Origin of the sequence: Streptomyces sp. JJ66, from assembly GCF_019303495.1 — a bacterium.
GTDB lineage: Bacteria > Actinomycetota > Actinomycetes > Streptomycetales > Streptomycetaceae > Streptomyces.
Genome location: NZ_JAEVFI010000015.1, coordinates 83,781 through 105,901, shown reverse-complemented (window position 1 = coordinate 105,901; position 22,121 = coordinate 83,781). Strand labels below are relative to the sequence as shown.

The 22,121-nt window shown below is 74.5% G+C and carries 17 protein-coding genes and 1 pseudogene; 5 read left to right on the top strand and 13 right to left on the bottom strand.

Annotated elements, in window-relative coordinates; translation table 11 throughout:
• Positions 1-92 precede the first annotated feature (92 nt).
• Positions 93-1,682 carry a zinc-dependent metalloprotease gene (locus JJV70_RS12945; RefSeq protein WP_219048020.1) on the top strand — a complete coding sequence of 530 codons (1,590 nt, stop codon included), beginning with the start codon at positions 93-95 and terminating at the stop codon, positions 1,680-1,682.
• Positions 1,679-2,206 carry an NUDIX hydrolase gene (locus JJV70_RS12940; RefSeq protein ID WP_219048019.1) on the top strand — a complete coding sequence of 176 codons (528 nt, stop codon included), beginning with the start codon at positions 1,679-1,681 and terminating at the stop codon, positions 2,204-2,206. Before JJV70_RS12945 ends, JJV70_RS12940 begins: the two co-directional genes overlap by 4 nt.
• Before the next feature lie 37 nt (positions 2,207-2,243).
• On the opposite strand, the gene JJV70_RS12935 is transcribed toward JJV70_RS12940, so the two are convergent.
• The 4 genes from JJV70_RS12935 to JJV70_RS12920 form a co-directional block, all read right to left on the bottom strand.
• On the bottom strand, positions 2,244-2,981 hold the full coding sequence (locus JJV70_RS12935; protein WP_219048018.1) for an AIM24 family protein: 738 nt from the start codon (positions 2,979-2,981) through the stop codon (positions 2,244-2,246).
• 14 nt (positions 2,982-2,995) lie between these two features.
• Complete coding sequence (locus JJV70_RS12930; protein ID WP_219048017.1) at positions 2,996-3,679, bottom strand: AIM24 family protein; 684 nt, start codon at positions 3,677-3,679, stop codon at positions 2,996-2,998.
• A gap of 11 nt (positions 3,680-3,690) precedes the next feature.
• On the bottom strand, positions 3,691-5,262 hold the full coding sequence (locus JJV70_RS12925) for a TerD family protein (protein ID WP_219048016.1): 1,572 nt from the start codon (positions 5,260-5,262) through the stop codon (positions 3,691-3,693).
• Positions 5,263-5,331: 69 nt separating this feature from the next.
• Entirely contained in the window at positions 5,332-5,964 is a 633-nt protein-coding gene (locus JJV70_RS12920) for a M48 family metallopeptidase (protein WP_219048082.1), read from the bottom strand.
• 252 nt (positions 5,965-6,216) lie between these two features.
• On the opposite strand from JJV70_RS12920, the gene JJV70_RS12915 reads away from it, so the two are divergent.
• Positions 6,217-7,332, top strand: a complete 1,116-nt coding sequence (locus tag JJV70_RS12915) for a ThiF family adenylyltransferase (RefSeq protein WP_219048015.1) — start codon at positions 6,217-6,219, stop codon at positions 7,330-7,332.
• A gap of 48 nt (positions 7,333-7,380) precedes the next feature.
• Positions 7,381-8,754: an AarF/ABC1/UbiB kinase family protein gene (locus JJV70_RS12910; RefSeq protein WP_219048014.1), complete on the top strand. Its 1,374-nt coding sequence runs from the start codon at positions 7,381-7,383 to the stop codon at positions 8,752-8,754.
• Between the two features lie 95 nt (positions 8,755-8,849).
• Here JJV70_RS12910 and JJV70_RS23260 read toward each other — a convergent pair whose 3' ends face one another.
• From JJV70_RS23260 to JJV70_RS12890, 4 genes are all read right to left on the bottom strand, one after another.
• Positions 8,850-9,020, bottom strand: a complete 171-nt coding sequence (locus JJV70_RS23260; RefSeq protein ID WP_306823454.1) for a hypothetical protein — start codon at positions 9,018-9,020, stop codon at positions 8,850-8,852.
• Positions 9,021-9,154: 134 nt separating this feature from the next.
• A complete protein-coding gene (locus tag JJV70_RS23255) occupies positions 9,155-9,511 on the bottom strand; it encodes a WhiB family transcriptional regulator (RefSeq protein WP_219048012.1) in 357 nt (118 codons plus the stop codon).
• Between the two features lie 121 nt (positions 9,512-9,632).
• Positions 9,633-9,905 carry a hypothetical protein gene (locus tag JJV70_RS12895; RefSeq protein WP_308294804.1) on the bottom strand — a complete coding sequence of 91 codons (273 nt, stop codon included), beginning with the start codon at positions 9,903-9,905 and terminating at the stop codon, positions 9,633-9,635.
• A gap of 231 nt (positions 9,906-10,136) precedes the next feature.
• The gene (locus JJV70_RS12890) at positions 10,137-12,416 is read right to left on the bottom strand and encodes an ATP-dependent DNA helicase UvrD2 (protein ID WP_308294803.1); all 2,280 of its coding nucleotides are present in this window, start codon (positions 12,414-12,416) and stop codon (positions 10,137-10,139) included.
• A gap of 147 nt (positions 12,417-12,563) precedes the next feature.
• Here JJV70_RS12890 and JJV70_RS12885 point away from each other — a divergent pair, with 147 nt between their 5' ends.
• The gene (locus tag JJV70_RS12885; RefSeq protein ID WP_219048011.1) at positions 12,564-12,821 is read left to right on the top strand and encodes a mycoredoxin; all 258 of its coding nucleotides are present in this window, start codon (positions 12,564-12,566) and stop codon (positions 12,819-12,821) included.
• A gap of 104 nt (positions 12,822-12,925) precedes the next feature.
• Here the strand turns inward: JJV70_RS12885 and nudC are convergent, their stop codons facing one another.
• The 5 genes and pseudogenes from nudC to JJV70_RS12860 form a co-directional block, all read right to left on the bottom strand.
• Complete coding sequence (nudC, locus tag JJV70_RS12880) at positions 12,926-13,870, bottom strand: NAD(+) diphosphatase (protein ID WP_219048010.1); 945 nt, start codon at positions 13,868-13,870, stop codon at positions 12,926-12,928.
• 233 nt (positions 13,871-14,103) lie between these two features.
• Positions 14,104-14,577 (bottom strand): annotated as a pseudogene (locus JJV70_RS12875) (M20/M25/M40 family metallo-hydrolase); the annotation flags it as partial.
• A gap of 10 nt (positions 14,578-14,587) precedes the next feature.
• Entirely contained in the window at positions 14,588-17,929 is a 3,342-nt protein-coding gene (locus JJV70_RS12870) for an ATP-dependent DNA helicase (RefSeq protein ID WP_219048008.1), read from the bottom strand.
• Positions 17,930-18,019: 90 nt separating this feature from the next.
• A complete protein-coding gene (locus JJV70_RS12865; RefSeq protein WP_374227290.1) occupies positions 18,020-21,316 on the bottom strand; it encodes an ATP-dependent helicase in 3,297 nt (1,098 codons plus the stop codon).
• Between the two features lie 221 nt (positions 21,317-21,537).
• Entirely contained in the window at positions 21,538-22,053 is a 516-nt protein-coding gene (locus JJV70_RS12860; protein WP_219048006.1) for an MGMT family protein, read from the bottom strand.
• Positions 22,054-22,121: the final 68 nt, after the last annotated feature.

The window sequence follows — 22,121 nt, the reverse complement described above, 5'->3', positions numbered from 1 at the left end:
CGTACCGGCGCGAGTCGGCCGATAACGGTCCGTACCGTCCGGCGCGGCGCCCCGTCAGACCATCCGCCCACCGACAGAGCCGAGGAATTTCCGTGAGTGACACCCCATTCGGATTCGGCCTTCCGCCGGAGGAGCCGGAGGACGGCGACGAGGCCCAGCAAAAGCGCCACGGCGGCGGGGGCGACCCGTTCGGCTTCGGCGGGGCGGGCGGCGCGGACAACCCGCTGGCCGCGATGTTCGGCTCGCTGGGCGGCGGCCCCGGCGGGATGAACCCCGGCGACCTGGGCGCGGCCTTCCAGCGCCTGGGCCAGATGCTCAGTTTCGAGGGCGGCCCGGTCAACTGGGACATGGCCAAGGACATCGCGCGGCAGACGGTGGCGCAGGGCACGCCCGGGGGCACCAAGGACGCCAGCGTCGGCGCGCAGGAGCGGGCGCAGGTCGAGGAGGCGCTGCGCCTGGCCGACCTGTGGCTGGACGGCGCCACCTCACTGCCCTCCGGCGCCGCCGCGACGGTGGCGTGGAGCCGCGCGGAGTGGGTCGAGGCGACGCTGCCGGTGTGGCAGGAGCTGGTGGACCCGGTGGCCGAGCGGGTGGGCGCTGCCATGGGCGAGGTGCTGCCCGAGGAGATGCAGGCCATGGCCGGGCCGCTGCTGGGCATGATGCGCTCGATGGGCGGCGCGATGTTCGGCACGCAGATCGGGCAGGCGCTCGGTGTGCTGGCCGGCGAGGTCGTCGGCTCCACCGACGTTGGTCTGCCGCTCGGCCCGGCGGGCAAGGCCGCGCTGCTGCCGCGCAACATCGCGGTGTTCGGTGAGGGTCTGGGGGTGCCGCAGGAGGAGGTGCGGCTGTACCTGGCGCTGCGCGAGGCCGCGCACCAGCGGCTGTTCACGCACGTGCCGTGGCTGCGCTCGCACCTGTTCGGCGCGGTCGAGGGTTACGCGCGGGGCATCGCGGTGGACACCGCGAAGCTGGAGGACGTCGTCGGGCAGCTCGATCCGACGCGGCCGGAGGAGCTGCAGGAGAAGCTGCAACAGGGCATGTTCCAGCCGGAGGACACCCCGGAGCAGAAGGCCGCCCTCGCCCGGCTGGAGACGGCGCTCGCGCTGGTCGAGGGCTGGGTGGACGCGGTGGTGCACGCCGCCGCCGCGCCGCACCTGCCGTCGGCCGACGCGCTGCGCGAGACGCTGCGCCGCCGCCGGGCGACCGGCGGTCCCGCGGAGCAGACGTTCGCCACGCTGATCGGCCTGGAGCTGCGTCCGCGCCGCCTGCGGGACGCCTCGCGGCTGTGGGCGTCGCTGGCCGACGCCCGGGGCGCCGAGGGCCGCGACGGCCTGTGGGAGCACCCGGACATGCTGCCGACGGCCGCCGACCTGGACGATCCGGACGGCTTCGTCCACCGCGAGCAGGAGGTGGACTTCTCGGAGCTGGACAGGATGCTCGGTGACGCGGCCCAGGGCGGGAAGCGCCCCGGGGCCTTGGGGGATGACGCCCCCGGGGCCGCCGCCGGACGCGGTGACGCGCAGGACGGTGCCGCGCCGGACAGCTCCCGGGAGGGCGGCTCCCCAGCGGAGGGCTCCCCAGCGGACGGCTCCGTGCCCGGCGACGGCGGCCGGGACGACGAGGGGGGCCGTGGCGGCCGGGACGACGACCGGGGCCGTGGCGGCCGGGACGGGGACGCGTGAGCCTGCACGCGGACGCGGTGCGGTCGCTCCGGCAGTGGTCCGCACCGCACCCTGGCCAGGACGCCCTGCGCCACGCCTACCTCGACCACCTCTTGGGCCACCGCGACGCGATGTGGCGCAGCTGCGCACCGGGCCACCTGACCGCCAGTGCCCTGGTCGTGGACCCCGCTGGCGGGCGCGTACTGCTGACGCTGCACCGCAAGCTGCGCAGGTGGCTGCAGACCGGCGGCCACTGTGAGCCGCAGGACGCCACGCTCGCCGGGGCCGCGCTGCGGGAGGCCACCGAGGAGTCCGGCGTCGTCGGCCTGGAGCTGCTGCCGGGCGGCCCGGCCCGGCTGGACCAGCACCTCACTCCGTGCGCGTGGCACCTGGACGCCCAGTACGTGGCGCTGGCGCCGCCAAACGCGGTGGAAGCGGCCAGTGAGGAGTCGCTTGAGGTGCGCTGGTTCGGCTTCGGGCAGGTGGCCGACGTCGCCGACGCCTCGGTGGTGCGGCTGGCGGAGCGGGCCCGGGCGCTGCTGTAGCCGCGACCCGGCTTGAGTCCGGCCGTGTTGCCGGTCTTCAGTTGGTGAAGATGGTGCCACCGGTGGGCCGGTCCATCCCGAACTGGCCCCGCACCCCGCCGCCGAGCTGCGCGTTCTGCGGCGGCAGCAGCTCGCTGGGCTGGACGAGGGCGAAGCCGGTGCCCATGAAGTTCAGCTCCCAGCCCTCGCCGGTGTTGCCGCGCCTGCGCCACACGCCGGAGCTGGAGGTCTGCGCCTGCAGCTGCACGGTGAGGCCGGTGGACCAGGCGACGACGGCGTCGGAGTCCACGCTGACGTAGCGTTCGGGCGTCACCCGCAGCATCAGCGGCTTGCCGGAGGTCATGAGCGCGATCTGCCCCTGCCCGGTGATCAGCAGGCTGTACTTGCCGGTGCCGGAGATGCCGTACTGGCTGTCAACGCTGATGACTTCCCAGTGCAGCGCGGAGTCCAGCGCCAGCACGTACGCGCTGTCAACGGTCAGCCCTTCGTGGGGGACATCGACGATGTGCACGTCCTGGGCGAGGTTGGCGAGGAAGACGGTGCCCTCCCCGGTGCAGCGCATCAGGTCCAGCGCGTCGTGGCCGCCCCGGGCGCGGGAGCCGCGCGGCCGGTACTCGGCGTCGAAGCCGACCCGGCCCTGGTAGGCGACCATGGCGCCCTTGCGGGCCAGCACGTCGCGGTGACCGCTGAGCTGTACGCGCAGCAGCTGGTCGTTCTGCAGCGCGAACGGCTCGGCCGTCTGCGCCTCGGTGTGGGCGAAAAGTGGGCTCTGCATGGTGTTTCTCCCCTTCAGCCGCGCACGCGCAGCCGGTCGGCGCTGTCCTCGCTGGGCTGGACGACGACGAAGCCCTGCCCCGAGAAGCCGAGCTGGTACGCCTCACCGCTGCCGCGCCCGATCAGTGCGGACGCGGTGAAGCTGCGCTTGCCCTTGACCTTCAGCTGGGTTGACCAGGCCACGAGTGCGTCCGGGTCCACGTACGTCTCGTCCTCGCCCCGGCCGCAGTCAACGACGACGGGCAGCCCGCGCGAGGTGAGCGCCACCCAGCCGGTACCGGCGAGGGTGACGTTGAACAGGCCCTGTCCGGAGAACTTGGCCAGGCCCTTGACCCGCTCGACACCCCACCTCAGGTGCGCGTCGAAGGCGAGCACGTTGGTGCCGTTGACCGACAGGGAGTCCTCGGCCAGGTGCAGGATGACGACGTCGGCTCCGTAGTCGGCGAGGTACAGCAGTCCGTCGCCGTGGCAGCGCATCAGCGGCGCGCCCTCTCCGGTGAGCCACTGCGCGGCCTGTTGCCGCACGGCCGGCGGGTTGGGCTCGTACTGCACGAAGCCCTCGTAGGCGATCATCGATCCGGTGCGGGCGAGAACGTCCTGGCCACTGGCCATGGCGATCTTCACCATGTGCGCGCCGTGGTTCTCCATGCGCGTGGCCGGGGCGGTCGGGGCGAAACCCGCGAGCGGTGACTGGTTCATGACGGGCTCCCTCAAACCTCGTAGGGCTGGACGACGATGAAGTTTCCCGGGGCGCCACGGAACTGGAGGTTCACGCTCTCTCCGCTGTGCCCCGGGTAGGCGTGACGCCGCAACCGCACCTGCGTGGAGACGATGACCTGCGCGGCCGCCGACCAGGCGACCACGGCCTGCGCGTCGGCGAAGGTCATCGGCGTGACCGGCAGCACCACGGGGGTGCCCCGCGTGGTGACGACGACGGTGCCGGTGCCCTGGAACCGCAACGTGAACATCACACCGCCGGGGATGCCGTGCCCTTCGATGCGGCGCACCTCGTAGCTCAGCGACTCGTCGAAGGCGAGCACGTTCTGGGCGGACACGCAGATCGCGTCGCCCTGCAGCTCGATGGGGTGCAGGTAGCTGCTCTGGTCGGCGAAGAACACCTGGCCACGGCCCGTGCAGCGCATGAGCCGCATCTCTTGACCGGTGGCGTTGCCGACGACGCGGCCGACGAGCCCGGCGCCCTTGTAGCCGAAGTCCACCTCGCCCTGGTAGAGCACCATGCTGCCCTGGCGGGCCAGCACGGGCTGCTGGCCGGTGCCGAGGTCCGCGCGCACCAGCTGGTGGTTCTGCGCCGTCCAGCGCTGCCCCACCGGGGCCTCACGGTACTTCTCCAGGCTGACGCGCAGGCCGCTCCCGCCCTGTTGCGGCACGCCGTAGGCCGGGCCGCCACCCGGGGCAGGCGGTGCGCCGGGAGCGTGCGGGGCGCCGAACGGGGCACCGGGCGGCTGGGTGTAGCCGGGCGGGGCCGTCTGCTGCGGCACGGGGGGCGGGGCGTAGGGGCCGGGCGGCTGCTGCGGCGGGGCGGGCGGGGCCGCCGGAGGGCTCAGCGGTGCGGCCATGGTCGGCGCGGAGTGCGTCGGCTGGGGCGCCGGGGGCGGAGCGTGCGGGGCGGTGGGGGGTGGCGGCTGTCCGCCGGGGGGCGAGAACGCGGGAGGCGCGAAAGCGGGCGGCGCGTCGGCGGGCGGGGCGAACCCCGGGGCAGCGGGGGCCGGTGGCGCGGCCGGTGGCGTCTCCTCCTCGGCGACCTCGCCGCCGAAGTGCCGCAGCAGCGCGGCCAGACCGCCGTCGAAGCCCTGCCCGATCGCGGCGAACCGCCAGCCGTCCTTGACGTAGAAGTCCCCGAGCATCACGGCGCGCTCGGTGGTGAACTCCGACCCGTCGAAGGTGTAGCGCGCGACCTCTTCGCCACCGGCCACGATGCGCAGGTAGCCGGGACCGATCTGCGACATCTGCCCCTCGCCGTCAAGCGTCGCGGTGAAGGACAGCCGGTGCACGTGCTGGGGCACGCGGTCGAAGGTGACCCGGAACGACTCGGTGTCGCCCGCCTGGGCACCGAGTTGCTGGATCGCCTCCTCGGGGGACTTCGGCTGGTTGTAGAAGACGAAGTAGCGGTCGTCGGAGAGCTTCTCGTCGGCGTCGAGCCCGAAACAGCTGATGTCGAAGGTCAGTGTGGGTCCGCCGATCCGCACGCCGACGTACAGATCCGTTCCTGCTGTGAGGTCGCTGAGCTTGGCCTTGTGACCGCGCTGGAATTGCCTGGCCATACGTGACGCACGTCCCCCATCCGTGGCTGGAGCTTGCTGCGCGTCAGGCTAACGGCTGGGGGAGGGAAGTCAGCCGCCGCGGGGGTCACGGGTCGGTGGCAGTCGCGGTGCCGACGCCACTCCTTCGAGGTACCCGCGGGCCCGTTCGGTGCGCGGGTAGGACTCCAGCAGGCGCCAGAAGTCCGGGCCGTGACCGGGCACGAGCAGGTGCGCCAACTCGTGCAGCAGGACGTAGTCGATCACGTAGTCCGGCATGCCCTGCAACCGGTGGGAGAGCCGGATGGTGCCGTCGGCCGGGGTGCACGAACCCCAGCGGGTGTTCTGGTTGGTGACCCAGCGCACCGACGCGGGACGGGCGTGGCCCTGAAGGTACTCCTGCGACAGCCGCACGGCGCGGTCCGCCAGCTCGCCCCGCGCCAGCAGGCGGCGGCTCTCCTGCGCGGCGAGTTTGTCCAGCATCACGCCCACCCAGTGCCGTTCGTCCGCGGCCGACATGCGCTCCGGGAGGAGCACGATCGTCCGCCCGTTCTCCCGGTAGGCGGAGACGGTGCGGCGACGCCGGGCGCTGCGCCGCACCTCGACCGGTCCGTGCCGTCCCGGCCCGGCGTCGGCCGTGGGCGGAACGGACCGGGCAGGAAGCCCGGCATCGGCGGCCCCGGCACCCGGCGTGCTCGTCGGGGCGGAGGGCGGAGCGCTGTTCAGGGATTCGGCGGACACGGCATGACGGTACCGGCCCGCGGGGTGGACTGCCGAGAGGCCCAGCGGCACCACGCAGTCCGCTCATCCGACGATCACCCACCCCCTGTGGACAACTCAACGCACGGCGCGCGGATTTCCCCGATGCTTGGTCCGTCGCCGGTGACCACACCATCACCGCCTGTGGCGGCTGAGCCGCGTCGCGCCCGGCGCGCGAGGTTCCACACGAGACGTTTCACGACCCGAGGGGGCTCGGACATGCATCCGACGATCAAACCGGCGCTGCGCCGGAGCTGGCGGGACCGGGACACCGTGCAGTACGGGGTGGCGCCCGCGCACGCGGTGCTCCTGGGCCCGGTGGACGAACCGACGGGCAGCTTCTTCGACCTGCTGGACGGCACGCGCAGCATGGCGCAGCTGCGGGAGGCGGCCCACGTCATCGGCCTCGGCGCCGCGACGGCCGACCGGCTGGTGCGGCAGCTGAGCCGGGCGGGCCTGGTGGACGACGTCACGGCACAGCGGTCGGTGGTCTCCGCGGCGGGCGAGCGGCTCCGTCCCGACCTGGGCTCGCTGTCGGTCCTGCACCCCGAACCCGGTGCCGCGGCCCGTATCCTCGCGGCGCGCCGTGCGGCGCGGGTGCAGGTCCGCGGTGCCGGGCGCGTGGGTGGAACGCTGGCGGCCCTGCTCTCGGCGGCCGGGGTGGGCACGGTGGAGACGGTCGATGGCGGCTGTGTGACAGCGGCGGACACGGCACCGGGCGGCCTGCGCGGTGACCAGGTCGGGGAACGCCGGGACGCGGCGCTGCGCAAGGTGGTGCGCCGGGTCAGACCGTGGGCGCGGCGCCCGGCGGCCCCGCCTCGTGCGGCCGGCGAGGACCCGGGCCTGGTGGTGTTCGCCCCACGGGACGGGCTCGCCGCCTACGCTCCCGACCCGGAGGCGACGCGCGAGCTGGTCCGTGCCGGCCGGCCGCACCTGTACACCGGGGTGGTGGAGGCCACCGGGTTCGTGGGGCCGCTGGTCCTCCCGGGGGTCTCGGCCTGCGCGGAGTGCGCGCTGCTGGAGCGCACCGTGCGGGAGCCGGCGTGGCCGCTGATGGTGGGGCAGTGGCGGCAGGCCCGGCGCACGGGTGCGGTCGCGTGCGACGGTGCGCTGGCCGCGGTGGTGGCCGGGGCCACGGCGTCGTTGGTACTGAGTTTTCTCGACGGGGACGGTGCGGCGCAGGCCGGTGTGCGCACCTCCTTCGTCCTCCCCGGGCTGCGCCGGGAAGAGGAGGCTGTGCGACCGTATAGCACGTGTCCGTGCGGTGCCGCTGCCGGTGGACCCGGCGCACGGACGCCGTCGGGGTCCGCCTCGCCGGCGACCGTGGCGTCCTAGCTGCGTCGGCGTGGAGCCAGGTGAGTTGTCCGCAAGTTGGAGGGGTGCATGTCGGATCTTCCGCGCAAGGCCGTGACCCGGACGGCCAAGCTGGCCGCGCTGCCCCTGGGCTTCGCGGGCCGGACGGCGCTCGGCATCGGTAAACGCATCGGCGGCCGTCCGGCCGAGATGATCGCCAGCGAGCTGCAACAGCGCACGGCCGAGCAGCTGTTCGCCACGCTGGGGTCCCTCAAGGGCGGGGCGATGAAGTTCGGACAGGCGCTGTCGGTGTTCGAGTCGGCGTTGCCGGAGGAGGTGGCGGGGCCGTACCGGGCGGCGCTCACCAAGCTGCAGGACGCCGCTCCCCCGATGCCGTCGGCCACGGTGCACCAAGTGCTCACCGAGCAGCTGGGCGAGGGCTGGCGCGAGCTGTTCACCGAGTTCAGTGATAAGCCCGCCGCCGCGGCGTCCATAGGCCAGGTGCACCGTGCGGTGTGGCATGACGGCCGCGAGGTGGCGGTGAAGGTCCAGTACCCGGGCGCCGGCGAGGCACTGCTGTCGGACCTGGCCCAGCTGAGCCGGTTCGCGAGAGTGCTGGGTCCGCTGGTCCCCGGTATGGACGTCAAGCCGCTCATCACCGAGCTGCGCGACCGGGTGGCCGAGGAACTGGATTACGGTCTGGAGGCCACGGCGCAGCGCGTCTACGCCACGGAGTTCGCCGACGACCCGGACGTGCGGGTGCCGCAGGTGGTGCACCAGTACGAGCGGGTGCTGGTCACCGAGTGGATGACGGGCACACCGCTGGCCGAGGTCATACGCGACGGCAGCCAGAGCGAGCGGGACCGCGCGGGGCAGCTGCTGGCCCGGTTCCTGTTCAGCGGCACCTCCCGCACCGGCCTGCTGCACGCCGACCCGCACCCCGGGAACTTCAGGATGCTGGCCGACGGCCGGCTGGGGGTCATGGACTTCGGCACGGTGAACCGGTTGCCGGACGGGTTGCCGGAGCCCATCGGCGTCACGCTGCGGATGACGCTGGAGGGACAAGCCGACGACGTGTACACCCTGCTGTGCGAGGAGGGGTTCATCAAGCCGGACACCGAGCTGGAGCCGGGAGCGGTACTTGAGTACCTGCTGCCGATGATCGAACCGGCCCAGGAGGAGGAGTTCCACTTCTCCCGGGAGTGGATACGGGAGCAGGGCGCACGGATAGCCGACCCGCGCTCGCCAGCACACCAGTTGGGCAAGCAGCTCAATCTGCCGCCCTCCTACCTGCTGATCCACCGGGTCACGCTGAGCACTATCGGTGTGCTGTGCCAGCTCGGCGCCCGGGTGCGCATGCGGCACGAACTGGCGGGCTGGCTCCCGGGATTCACGGCCGGGGAGGAGCAGGCGGAACAGGTGGCCGCACACGGTGGAGCCGGGGCGCGGGGCCCCGGCTCCTGAGTGGATGGGTGTGGTGAGGTCGCGGCTGCGGTCAGGTCGCGTGGCCGTCGTCACCGTTGCGACGGCGCCGGATCACGAACATCTCCTGCTCTCTTCTAGTACATGACGGTCCTGGCCAGGGCGCGCCGGGCGCGCAACGAGGCGCGTTCGGCCTTGCGCTGCATCCGCCGGGCGGTCACCACTCGGCGGGCGACCCGCTCGGAGTCCACCTCGCGCAGGAAATCCTGCATTCGGGCACGGCTCAGGGTTTCTGGCATGAGTTGCATGTCTCGGTTCCTGTTCTGCGGTGTGGCCGAGCGTTCGGGCGTGCCGGGCCGGGCCACGGGAAAGAGTGTGGCGGTCATGGAGTCCTGCTGGGCGGGTCCGTGTGCGGACGGACGGTCGATCGTGCCTGGCGTGTTCATGCCGTGACCGGGTTCTTGCGCGGGCGGCCACGCGGCCGCTTGCGAGGGACGACGACCCCCTGGACGAACAGCTCGCCGCCCCACACGCCCCAGGGCTCACGCCGGTCCTTGGCGCCGGCGAGGCATGCCTCCCGCAGCGGGCAGGTCTGGCACAGGGACTTGGCGTACTCGACGTCGGCCGGGGCCTCGGCGAAGAAGACCTCCGGGTCGTACGAGCGGCACGGTACGGCGGCGCCGAGCCGGTCGATGGCGTCGTCCAGCTCGGTGAGGGTGGTGAGGGGGAACAAGGAGTCCTCCGGGGTATCGGGCGGGTTCAGGTCGGTCTGTGACGGGGTGTGCGTCTGCGTCTGCACGGGTGACTTCCTCGTCTGTCGTTGTCGGTCCGGCTGGTGACCGGGCTGCTTGGGCAAACAGAAGGGCCGCGGTACCCGGTGTGGGTTCCGCGGCCCTGGAAGGTGCCGACCTGATCGCCGATCAGGCTGGATCTCTCCAGGGTTCAGGCCCACGGAAGGCCCACATCGTGTGGTGCTGCTTCTTCTGGCGACCAAGGCCGGCACCCGCTGCCGCGGCGGTGAAGACATAGGCGTTGGCCTGTGCCGTCGCTGCTACTGCGGGTGCCTGGGTCGGTCGCTCATCGCTGATGCGGACGCCGGACAGGCCGGTGCCGCACAGCGAGCCGCCGAGCAGGCAGGAGGCAACGACCGAGCGCTCGGTCACTGCGTTGGTGGTGTTGAGCGTTCCGATCACTGGTCTCGCCTCCTCTCGGCGTCTCGGTCGGGTGATCCGGCAGAGCCGGGCCCGAACATGTTCAGGGTTGAGTGCAGCATGAAGCGACTGGAGCGGGAAGCCCCGTCTCTCCACGTCTGGAAGGCTATGGCGCTGGTGGCAGCGCGCGCAAACTATTTTCCGGGAAGTTCTGTGGGAAGTTTTGGGGCGGTGGCTGAGGGCTCGCCCGGAGGCTTTCCTTCCGTTTCCCGCTCAGGCCGCGTCCTCGTCCTGGCCTGCCGGTTCCGCACCCTGGCCGCCGTCCGGGCCGGCACCCGGCTTGACCTCGGTCCCGGTGGGGGCCGCAGCGTCAGTCCCGGCGTCCGGTTCCCCGCCGATGGTCTCGCCCGCGCACAGGGCCAGGACCTCGGGGCCGAAGGCACGGATCTTGCGGGCGGTGACCCCGGCGATGGCGCGCAGCCCGGACGCGTCACCGGGCACGGCCTCGGCGATGGCCATGAGTGTCTTGTCGGTGAAAACGCAGTACTCGGGCTGGCCGATGAGCCGGCCCTGGCGGGCGCGCCAGGCGCGCAGCCGCTCGTACAGCTCCTCATCGAGGTCGGACGGGCAGCTCTCGCAGCGGGTCAGCTTGACCTCGCCCGCGTCCGTCAGCGTGCGGCCACATACCCGGCAGCGCACCACCGAGCGGCGCCGCGCCGGGCGGGGCACCGGGCCGCGCTCCACCCCGCCGCTGCCCGGCGCGGTGCCCGGGCGGGGGTGGGCCGCCGCCGAGCCCGGGCGCAGCCCTGCCAGGAAGCGGCTGGGCTCGCGCGGGGGGCGGCCGCCGGGGGTGCGGGCCAGCGGCCACGACAGCCGCAGCAGCCGCCGGGCCCGGGTGACGCCGACGTACAGCAGCCGCCGTTCCTCCTCCACCTGCGCGGGCGTGCGGGCGTGGCTGATCGGCAGCACCCCGTCGGCCAGGCCGACGAGGAAGACGGCGTCCCACTCCAGGCCCTTGGCGGCGTGCAGGGAGGCCAGGGTGACGCCCTCCACGGTCGGGGCGTGCTGGGCGGCGGCGCGCTGGGACAGTTCGGCGACGAAGTCGGTCAGGGTGGCGCTCGGGCGGGCCTTGGCCACCTCCTCGGCCAGCCGGACCAGGGCGGCCAGCGACTCCCAGCGGTCCCGGGCGGTGCCCGAGCCCGCTGGCGGCCTCGGTTCCCAGCCGGCCCCGCCGAGCACTGCGCGCACCTGGGCGGCCAGGCCCTCGGCCGCGGCCAGCCGCGGGTCGTTGGCCCCCGCCCGGGCGGCGCCGCGCAGCAGCACTCCGGCCTGGCGGATTTCCGGCCGGTCGAAGAAGCGCTCGGCTCCGTGTACCTGGTAGGGCACGCCAGCGTCGGTGAGGGCCTGCTCGTAGACCTCGGACTGGGCGTTGATGCGGTAGAGGATGGCGATCTGGCTGGCGGGGACGCCGGAGGCGATGAGGTCGCGGATGTGGCGCGCGGTGTCCTGGGCCTCACCCGGCTCGTCGGTGTACTCGGCGTAGGTGGGTTCGGGGCCCGGTTCGCGCTGGGAGACCAGCTCCAGCCGGTGCTGGGCGGCGCGGCCGGTAGCGTGAGCCAGCAGGCCGTTGGCCAGGTGAACCACCTGGGGCGTGGAGCGGTAGTCGCGTACCAGGCGCACCACGGTGGCGGCCGGGTGGCGGGTGCGGAAGTCGAGCAGGTGGTCGGGGCTGGCGCCGGTAAAGGAGTAGATCGTCTGGCTGGCGTCGCCCACGACGCACAGGGTGTCGCGCTCCCCCAGCCACAGCTCCAGCAGGCGTTGCTGGAGGGGGCTGACGTCCTGGTATTCGTCCACCACGAAGTGCTGGTACTGGGCGCGGACGCGCTCGGCGACGTCCGGACGGTCCTGGAGGATGCCGACGGTCAGCAGGAGTACGTCTTCGAAGTCGATCCGGCCCGTCTCGCGTTTGAGGTCCTCGTAGGCGGCGTAGACGCCGGAGGTCTCGGCGGCGTCGCGGGGCAGCTGGCGGGCGGCGCGGGCCGCTGCGGCCGGGTAGTCGTCGGGGATGATCTGGGTGACCTTGGCCCACTCGATCTCGCTGGTGACGTCGCGCAGTTCGGCGCGGTCCAGCCGCAGGCCGGTGCGGGTGGCTGCCTCGGCGACGAGCGAGGCTTTGCGGTCCACCAGCTGGGGCAGCTCGCCGCCGACGGCGCGGGGCCAGAAGTACTGGAGCTGGCGCAGGGCGGCGGAGTGGAAGGTGCGGGCCTGGACGCCGTCGGCGCCGAGCTGGCGCAGCCGTCCGCGCATCTCTCCGGCGGCGCGGTTGGTGAAGGTGACGGCGAGCACGGCGGCCGGGGGCAGCACGCCGGAGCGGACCCCGTAGGCGATGCGGTGGGTGATCGCGCGCGTTTTGCCCGTGCCCGCCCCGGCCAGGACGCACACCGGGCCGTGCAAGGCGGTGGCGACCTCGCGCTGCTCGGGGTCAAGCCCGTCAAGCACCGCGTCGGCCGTGTCGGGCACCGGCGGGAAGAGGGTGGAGTGCGTCGCTGTCACCCCGCCATGCTGCCAGGTCCCCGCGTGGGGCTGGTGCTGGTGGTCCACAGGGCGTGCGAATCGTCATACCGGGGCCGGGAATCTGGGTGGGGCCGGTCGCGTTGGTCAGGGTGGCAACGTCCGACTACGTGAAGGAGCGCCGGGCCCATGGCGGGAACCGTGACGATGTACAGCACCACCTGGTGTGGCTACTGCCGCCGTCTGAAGGGGCAGATGGACCGCGAGGGCATCGCGTACACCGAGATCAACATCGAGCAGGACCCTCAGTCGGCTGCCTTCGTGGAGAAGGCGAACGGCGGCAACCAGACGGTGCCGACGGTGCTGGTGGTGCCCGAGGGTGGCGGCTCGGAGGTCGTCATGACGAACCCGAGCCTGGCGCAGGTCAAGCAGGCACTCGCCGCGTGAGGCGTCAGCGCGCGGTGCGTTGACGCCGTGAGGTGCGGTGCCGTGGCGGGCGCTGGCGCTGTGGCACGCTGGCGCTGGGCGCGCTGGTGCCGGGGCGCGGTGTGTCAGGCTGCGGGGGCCTTCGGGAGGGGGCCGCCGTACCAGCGTTCGACGAGGCGGGTCGCGATGAAGATGCCGGTGAGGGGCAGCACCTCCCCTGCCTCGATGGCGGCCCGCAGCTCCTCGCGCGAGAACCAGCGGGCCTCCTCGATCTCCTCGCCGTCCACCTGAAGCCGTGAGGTGGTGGCCTGCGCGGTGAAGCCGAGCATGAGGCTGGAGGGGAAGGGCCACGGCTGGCTGGCGAGGTACTCCACCTCGCCGACGGGCAGGCCCGCTTCCTCGAAGACCTCGCGGCGCACCGCGTTCTCCAGCGACTCCCCGGGTTCGACGAAGCCCGCGAGGGTGGAGAAGCGGCCCTTGGGCCAGTGCACCTGGCGGCCGAGCAGCGCCCGGTCCTGGTCGTCGGTGACGAGCATGATGACGGCCGGGTCGGTGCGCGGGTAGTGCTCGGCTCCGCAGGCCGGGCAGCGCCGGATGTGCCCGGCGGCGGCGATCACCGTGCGTTCTCCGCAGCGGGAGCAAAAGCGGTGCAGGCGCTGCCAGTTCTCCAGTGCCACGGCGTGCACCAGCAGCGCGGCGTCGCGCTCGCCGAGCAGGGCGCCGGCCTCGCGCAGTCCGGCGGGGCGGGCCAGGTCGTCCATGCGGCCGGGCAGGGCGTCCTTTTGCAGCGCGAAGTAGCGCACGCCTTCGGTGTCGGTGCCGAGGAAGTAGCGGTGGGCCTCGGTGATGGGGGCGTCGAACGTCGGCATGGTGACCAGTTCGGTGCGGCCGTCGTCGGTGTCCACCACGAGCGCCTGGCCGCCGCAGACCACGAAGCAGCGCGTGGAAGGGTGGCTCCACGCGACGGCGAGCCACGCCTCATCGAGCCGGTGGTGCGCGCCACGGTCGAGGCCGCCGGTGGCGGAAAGCGTCACGGGGCGCTCGGCCTGCTGCTCGGTCCAGATCGTCACGCTGCTCGGTGCTCCTTGGGGTTGAAGACGGTGTCGGCGTGGGCGGGGCCGTGCCCGGTGGGTCAGGCTGCCCCGGTAGGCCCGGTGCGGGCGGGCTGCCAGTGGCGCGGGAGGTCGTCCCACAGGTGGGCGACGGCTTCGGCGCCCTTGCGCAGCAGGGCCAGCTCGGCCTTCTCGTTCGGGGCGTGCCAGCCGTCCGAGGGTACGGAAACGCCGAGGAAGAGGACCGGGGCGTCCAGGACGTCGCGCAGGTCGGCGGCCGGGGCGGTGCGGCCGGTGGCGGCGAGGTGCGCGCGCAGTCCCAGGGTGTGCATCCACACCTGGCCCTTGTCGTCGGCGGCGCCGCGTGCGTAGAGGCGGCCGTCGCGTTCGGTGGGGTCGAAGGGGTCGTGGGTCCAGCCGTCGGCGCGGTCGGCGGGCTGCACGTCGTGGTGGCCGTAGACGAGCACGGTGGGGGCGTCGGGGTCGGCGGAGGGCCACTGGGCGAAGACGGCCGGGAGGCCCGGGGTTTCCCACACCTCTGCCACGGGGAAACCCGTCGCGCGCAGGCGCTCGGCCAGCCACTGGGCGCTGCGCCGCACGTCCCCGGCCCGCTCGGGCTCGGCGGAGACCGACGGGATGCGCAGCCAGTCGGTGAGGTCGGCCAGGAAGGCGGTGGCGTGAGCTGCGACGTGATCGCGGACGGCGCTGTCCGGGGCGGGACTCATGCCTACGAGCCTATCGAGGCCGCTCACCGGCCCGCGCGGACGCCTCCCGGGAGACGTCGTCGCTCAGGAGCAGGCGTTCCAGCTCGGCCCGGCCGGGCAGCGGGTGGGGGCGAACGATGCGGCCGGTGCGCACGTGCAGGAACGCGGCCCGTACGGCGTCGGGTGGCAGGCCGTGCTGTTCGGCCCAGGCCAGGCGGTAGAGGGCGAGCTGGAGTGGGTCGGCGTCCGGGCTGCGGCCGGTCTTCCAGTCGATGATCTCGAAGCCGTCGGCGTCCTGGTAGACGGCGTCGATGCGGCCCCGGATGACGCGCCCGCCCAGCTCCAGCTGGAACGGTGCCTCCACCCGGTGGGGGGTGCGCCGGGCGTAGGGGGTGCGGTCGAAGGCTTCCTTCAGCGCGGCCAGGTCGCGCTCGTCGGTGATCTCGGCGCCCGGTTCGTCGCCCGTGCCCGGAAGGTCCTCGGGGCCCAGCATCGGCAGCGCCTGCTCCTCGAACCGGGACTCGAACCGGGACTCGACCCAGGCGTGGAAGCGGGTGCCGCGCCGGGCGGCGGCGGGCCGGGGCGGGTGCGGCATGGGACGCACCAGGTCGCGGGCGAACTGGGCGGGGTCGGCGGCCAGGCGCAGCAGCTGGGAGGCGGTGAGCGTGGCGGGCAGTTCCACCTCGCGCACGGTGCGGCGGGCGCGGCGCAGTTCTTCGGTGAGCGCGGCCGCGTCGCGGTCCCAGGACGCGGCCAGCCGCCGCTCCTGCGGCGTCAGCCCGGCCTCGGGCTCGGGCGGCCCGGGCTGGGCGGGGACGGGGCGGGGGGGTGCGCCGTCCCCGGGTGGGGGCGCGGTGGCCTGGGCGGGGACGGCCGGGGAGCCGGTGAGGTGGGCGCGCACGGTGTCGGCCGCGGCGCGGCGGCGGGCCAGTGCGGCCTCGTCCAGCGGCAGCGGCCACACCAGGTCCTCCTGCGGTGCGGCCAGCGCCGGGTTCTGCGCGCCGTCCTGGGGCGGCGGTGCCCACGCCTCCACCTCGCCGTGCGCCGGGTCGGCCTCCACGTGCTCGCGGACGGCGCTCAGGAACCGCGACGGGCCGCGGGGCTTCTTCTGGCTGGGCCCCCACCAGTGTCCGGAGGCCAGCAGCAGCGAGCGGGGCCGGGTGAAGGTGACGTAGCCCAGGCGCAGTTCCTCGGTGGCCTGGTGATCCTTGGCGGCGGCGTCGTAGGCGGTACGGTCCTTGGCCGTCCAGCCGGTGAGCTGGGGCAGGGTGGCAGCGTCGCCGCGCAGGGGGTGGGGCAGCACGGCTGGCTGGGTGAGCCAGGAGTCCTGGCCGCGTTCGCTGGGGAACTGGCCCTTGACCAGGCCCGGCACGGCGACGACGTCCCACTCCAGCCCCTTGGACTTGTGCGCGGTGAGCACCTTCACCGTGTTCTCGCCGCCCGGCAGCGAGCTGTCCAGCCCCTTCTCGTACTGGACGGCGGTGCGCAGGAAGGCGAGGAAGGCCAGCAGCGTCGTCTCACCGTCCGGGGAGACGAAGCCCGCGGCCAGGTCGAGGAAGGTGCCCAGCGTCTCGCGGCGGCGGGCGGCCAGCGCCGTGGGGGACGCCGCCAGTTCCACCTCCAGACCGGTGACGGCCAGCACCCGGTGCAGCACGTCCATCAGCGGGTCGGCGAGCGAGCGGCGCAGGTCGCGGATCTCGGCGGCGAGCCGGGCGAAGCGCACCCGGGCCTCGGCGGAGAACGGCTGGCCGTCGTCGGTGCCGCCGGAGTCGAGGAAGGTGTCGAGCGCGTCGGCCAGGGAGATGGTCTCGGCCGGGTCGGTGCCTTCGACGGCGGCGGCCAGCCGGGCGTCGGCGTCACCCTCCCCGGGGGGACGGCCCCGGCCGGTCAGCAGGCGGGCGCGGCGGCCCAGCAGCGCCAGGTCGCGGTGGCCGATGCGCCAGCGCGGGCCGGTGAGCAGGCGGACGAGCGCGGCGTTGGCCGTGGGGTCCTGGAGCACTTCGCAGGTGGCGACGAGGTCGGCGATCTCCGGCAGGTGCAGCAGGCCGGACAGGCCCACGACCTCCACCGGCAGCTCCCGGGCGACGAGCGCGGCGTGCAGCGGGGCGAAGTCGGCGGCGCCGCGGCACAGTACGGCGATCTCGCCGGGCGGGGTACCGGTGGCGACCAGGTGGGCGAGGGAGTCGGCCAGCCAGGTCAGTTCCCCGGCGTGGGTGTCCAGCAGGGCGCAGCGCACGCGGCCCGCCAGCTCGGCGCCGGGGGCCGGACGCAGCGCGTGGACGCCGTCGTGCCGGGCGCGGAGCGGGGCGGCCAGGGTGTTGGCGAGCGTCAGCAGCCGGCCGCCGCTGCGCCGGTTCTCGCTCAGCGCGTACCGGGCGGCCGGGCGGCCGTCGGGGTGCGGGAAGTGCTCGGGGAAGTCGTCGAGGTTGGCGACGGACGCGCCGCGCCAGCCGTAGATGGCCTGGCACGGATCGCCGACGGCGGTGACGGGGTGCCCGGTGCCGCCGCCGAACAGGCCCGCGAGCAGCACGCGCTGGGCGACGGAGGTGTCCTGGTACTCGTCCAGCAGCACCACCGCGTAACTCTCGCGCAGCGCCCGGCCGACCTCGGGGAAGTCGCGGGCCAGGCGGGCGGCGAGGGCGATCTGGTCGCCGAAGTCAACGAGGTCGCGCTCGCGCTTGCGGGCGCGGTACGCCTCCACCACGTCCAGCAGCTCCAGGCGTCCGCGGGCGGCCTGCGGGACGGCGCGCAGCGCGGCGTTCGTCAGCGGGACGCCGTCGAGGCGGGCGAGCAGTCCGGTGTCGTGTGCGCGCAGCCGCTCGGGCGGCAGGAGGTGTTCGCACAGTTCGGCGTCCAGCGCGAGCACGCCTTCCACGAGTGCGCTGAGGCTCTGGGTGAGCGCGTGGAACGGGCCGGGCGCGGCGCGCAGGACGGAGGCGGCGAGCTGGAAGCGGGTGGCGTCGGCGAGCAGGCGCGCGGTGGGTTCGACGCCCAGGCGCAGGCCGTGCTCGGTCAGCAGGCGGCCCGCGAAGGCGTGGTAGGTGGAGATGTCCGGCTCGCCCGGGTCGTCCGCACCGGTGGCGGGGTCGGGGTCCAGGACACCGGCGCGGGTCAGGGCGCGGCGGACGCGGTCGGCCAGCTCACCGGCGGCCTTGTTGGTGAATGTCAGGCCCAGCACGCGGTCGGGTGCGACCTGGCCGGTCCCGACCAGCCAGACGACGCGGGCGGCCATCACCGTCGTCTTGCCGGAGCCGGCTCCGGCAACGATGACCTGCGGGGCCAGGGGCGCGGTGGCGCACGCCAGCTGCTCGGCGGTGAAGGGGATGCCGAGCAGGTCGGTGAGCTGGGTGGGGTGGTCGAGCCGTGCGGTCACGGAGGAGAACGCTAGCGGTTGCCGCTGACCCGCCGGGCGCCCGCTCCCGCCCTGTGGGGCGTGGGGGCCACGGGCATCCTGGCGTGCGGCTCACTCCACGAGGTGGCGGCCTTCGGGGTGGGCGGTGCAGGCGGGGCGGAAAGCGCAGGTGGTGCAGTGGCGGCCGGGGGACGGGGTGAAGCGCTCGTCCAGGACGCGTCCGGCGGCGGTGGCCAGGAGGTCGGCGATCCAGGTGTCGGGCGCCGGCTCTGGCAGGGGCTGCTGGCGCTGGACGGTGGGCAGGGCCTCGCCGCCCTGCGCCTGGGGCGCGCCCAGGCGCAGGTGCACCAGTTCCGCCCCGCCGGGGGTACCGGTCTCGCCGAGCGCGAGCTGGTACACGGCCAGCTGCGGGTGCCGCTCGACCTCGCGGCCGGTCGGCTTGGCGCGGCCGGTTTTGAAGTCAACGACGTAGAGGCGGCCTTCGGCGTCCTGCTCGACGCGGTCCACGCTGCCGCGCACCCGGACGCGGATGTCCCCGGCGCCGAGGGTGACGTCGAAGCCGTGTTCGCTGGCGACCGGTGTCCGCCCGCCACGGTCGAGTACGTGCCAGCGCAGGAAGCGTTCCAGCGCGGCGCGGGCGTGGTCCTTCTCCTGGCGCGACTTCCACGGGGCCTCGAAGGCCAGCGCGTCCCACACCGAGTCCAGGCGTGCGAGCAGCACGTCCAGGTCGGCGGGCGTGGTGCCGGAGGCGACCTCGTCGGCCAGGACGTGCAGCACGTTGCCGAAGCCCTGCGCGGCGGTGGCGGGAGCGTCGGCCTTCACCTCGCGGCCGAGGAACCACTGCAGGGAGCAGCCGTCGGCGAGCTGGCCGAGCGCGCTGCCGGACAGGGCGACGGGCTGCTCCGGGTCGCGCAGCGGCACCGGGGAGTGGGTCGGCTCGGCCAGGCCCCACCAGCGCTGGGGGTGCGCGGCGGGCACGAGGGGGGCGCCGTCGTCGTCCCGCAGCGACGCCAGGTGGGCCAGGCGGCGGGCGGCGGCCTCCCGCAGGGCGGGGCTCGCGGCCGGATCGACGGTGGTGGCGCGCAGCTCGGCGACAAGCCCGGCGACCGACAGCGGGCGCCGGGGGCGGCCCTGGATCTCGCGCGGGGTGACGCCGAGTTCGGTGAGGAACCGGGACGGCTGGTCGCCATCGTCGGTGGCGGACTGGACGGCGGTGACCACCAGGCGTTCCTTCGCGCGGGTGGCGGCGACGTAGAACAGCCGCCGCTCCTCCGCGAGCAGCGCGCCGGGCGGGAGCGGTTCGGCCAGGCCGTCGCGGCCGATGCGGTCGGCCTCCAGCAGGGAGCCACGCCGCCGCAGGTCGGGCCAGAGCCTTTCCTGGAGACCGGCGACCACGACGAGCCGCCACTCCAGGCCCTTGCTGCGGTGCGCGGTCATCAGGCGCACGGCGTCGGGGCGGACGGCGCGGCCGGCGAGGGTGTCGGCCGCGATGTCGTGGGACTCCAGTTCGGCGAGGAAGTTCAGCGCGCCCCGGCCGCCGGTGCGTTCCTCGGCGCGGGCGGCGGCGTCGAACAGGGCGCACACCGCGTCCAGGTCACGGTCGGCGTGGCGGCCCGCGGCGCCACCGCGCTGGGCGGCGCGTTCCAGCCGCTGCGGCCACGGCGTTCCGTCCCACAGCTCCCACAGGGCGGCCTCGGCGGTGCCGCCTCCGGCGAGCAGTTCGCGCGTCTTGCGCAGCAGCAGGCCGAGCCGCTGGGCACCGGCGGCGTAGGCGGGGTCGTGGGCGACCAGGCGCTGCGGTTCGGCCAGCGCCTCGGCGAGCAGCACGCCGGAGGGTCGCGGCACCGCACGGCCTGCCGCGCGTTCCTCCTCGCGCAGGGCGCGGCCCAGGCGGCGCAGGTCGGCGGCGTCCATGCCCCCCAGCGGTGAGCTGAGCAGGGTGAGTGCGGTGTCGGGGTCCAGCCGCCAGGCGGCCTCGCCGGACGCGTCGGCGTTGAAGGTGCCGTCGTCAAACGCGCCCTCGCCGGACGCTCCGGAGGTGTCAGGCGCGGTAGCAGCCGTCCCCGGCGCCGGGGTGGTGGCGACGGTGCGGAGGGCGGTCAGCAGGGGGGCGACGGCTGGTTCCCGGCGCAGGGGCAGATCGTCGCCGGAGACATCGACCGGGACACCGGCCGAGGTGAGCGCGCGGCGCAGACCGGGCAGCGCGGCACCGGCCCGTACCAGGACGGCCATGTCCGACCACCGCACGCCGTCCGCCAGGTGGGCGCGGCGCAGCAGGTCGGCGATGCCCGCGGTCTGCGCGCCCGGGGTGCCGTAGGCGTGGGCCTCCACCCGGCCGCCGGGGCGTGCGGCCACGGGTTCGCGGTGGGCGCGGACGGCGGCGGCGGGCAGCCGGGGCAGCGGCATGCGGGCGGTGACGTGGCGGGTGGCGGCGAGCAGGTCGGCGCCACTGCGGCGGTTGGTGCGCAGCACGGCGGTACGGGCACCGGGGAAGGCGGCGGCGAAGTCGAGGATGCCGTTCACGTCGGCGCCACGGAAGGCGTAGATCGACTGGTCGGGGTCGCCGAAGGCGACGAGCGTGCGCGGGCTGCCGGGCGGGGCGAGCGCGCGCAGCAGCCGGACCTGCGCCGGGTCGGTGTCCTGGTACTCGTCGACGAACACGGCGTCGTAGGCACCGGCGAGGTGGGCGGCGGCGCCCTGCGGGCCGGTGTCCTCGGCGAGCAGGACGGCGCGGTGCACCAGTTCGGCGTAGTCCAGGACACCCTGGTGGTCGAGCACGTCGAGGTACTCGGCGAGGAAGCGGGCGGCGGCGGACCAGTCGGGGCGGCCCGCACGCTCGGCGAAGGCGGCCAGCGCGGCGGGTCCCAGGCCCAGTTCGCGGCTGCGGGCGAGCACGGCGCGCACCTCGTCGGCGAAGCCGCGCGTCGTCAGGCAGGCGCGCAGCTCCCGCGGCCAGCCCGGTCCGGGTACCAGCCCCTCCGCGTGCCCGGCCAGCAGGTCGCGGATGTGCAGGTCCTGCTCCGGGCCGGTGAGCAGGCGCGGCGGCTGGGAGAACAGTTCGGCGTCCTGGTGGGCGCGGACGAGGGCGTAGCAGTAGGAGTGGAAGGTGGTGGCCTGGGGCGCGGTGCCGGGCAGCCGGGCGGCCATGCGGTCGCGCAGCTCGACGGCGGCCTTGCGGCTGAAGGTGAGCACCAGGACGCGTTCGGGGTCGGCGCCACGGCGCACGCGTTCGGCGACGGCTTCCACCAGCGTCGTCGTCTTGCCCGTGCCCGGCCCGGCCAGGACCAGCAGCGGGCCCCGGTCGTGGTCAACCACGCCGCGCTGGCCTGCGTCCAAGGCAGGGACACGCACCCGGCCCGGCGGGGTGCGCACCAGACGGTACGTATCGGACTTGTGGGAGGAACTCACGTGGATGGCCGGTCCTGGGGTCTGTGCTGGGTGGTGCAGACGGTACGCCACGGGGCACCCGAGCCGCAGGCGGTCCCGGTGGTCTCCGTGGCCCCCTGGGCCTCCTGCTGGGTCTCCCACGCCGCCCGCGCGCCGCAGGCTCCGGCGCGCCATGACGGAAGCTGGTCAGTGTGAACGGCTCCTGCCCCCGTGGCCGACGCGCGCTCCGCCGTGCGGTGCGCTCAGCGGCGGCCCCGCTCCGGCGCGCCCGCGTGCGCGCCCTGCCAGCGGGCCCGGCGCAGATCGAGCCGGGGCGGTGCGCCGTGGACGGCGGCGGCGCGCAGCGGGGTGCCCTCGGCGCGGTAGTGGCCAAGCGCCCGCTGTTCGCTGCCGGGCAACAGCACGCCGTCGGCCCGCACCACGCGCCACCACGGCGCCGCGGAGCCGTAGCGGGCCATGACGGTGCCGACCTGGCGCGGCCCGCCGGAGCCGGGGGGCACGGGGGCGCCGGGTATGTACGGCGTGCCGTCCCGCTCGGCCTGCTCCTCGCGCAGCAGCCGGGCGACGTCGCCGTAGGTCAGCACCCGGCCGGGCGGGATCAGCTCCGCGAGCTCCAGCACCCGCTCGGCGTACTCCGGCAGCCGCTCGACGCCGGACGCCGCGTCGTGGCCGCGTACCGCCGCCTGGCGGCGTACCGCCGCCCGGCCGCGCCCCTCGTGGCCGCCCGCCGCCTGGTGGTCCTCAGCCGCGTCATCCATGGCGGTCATCGTGCCGCACGCCTCGGACATCCGCGCCCCGCCCACCGCACCGGAGCCAGCCGCAGCGG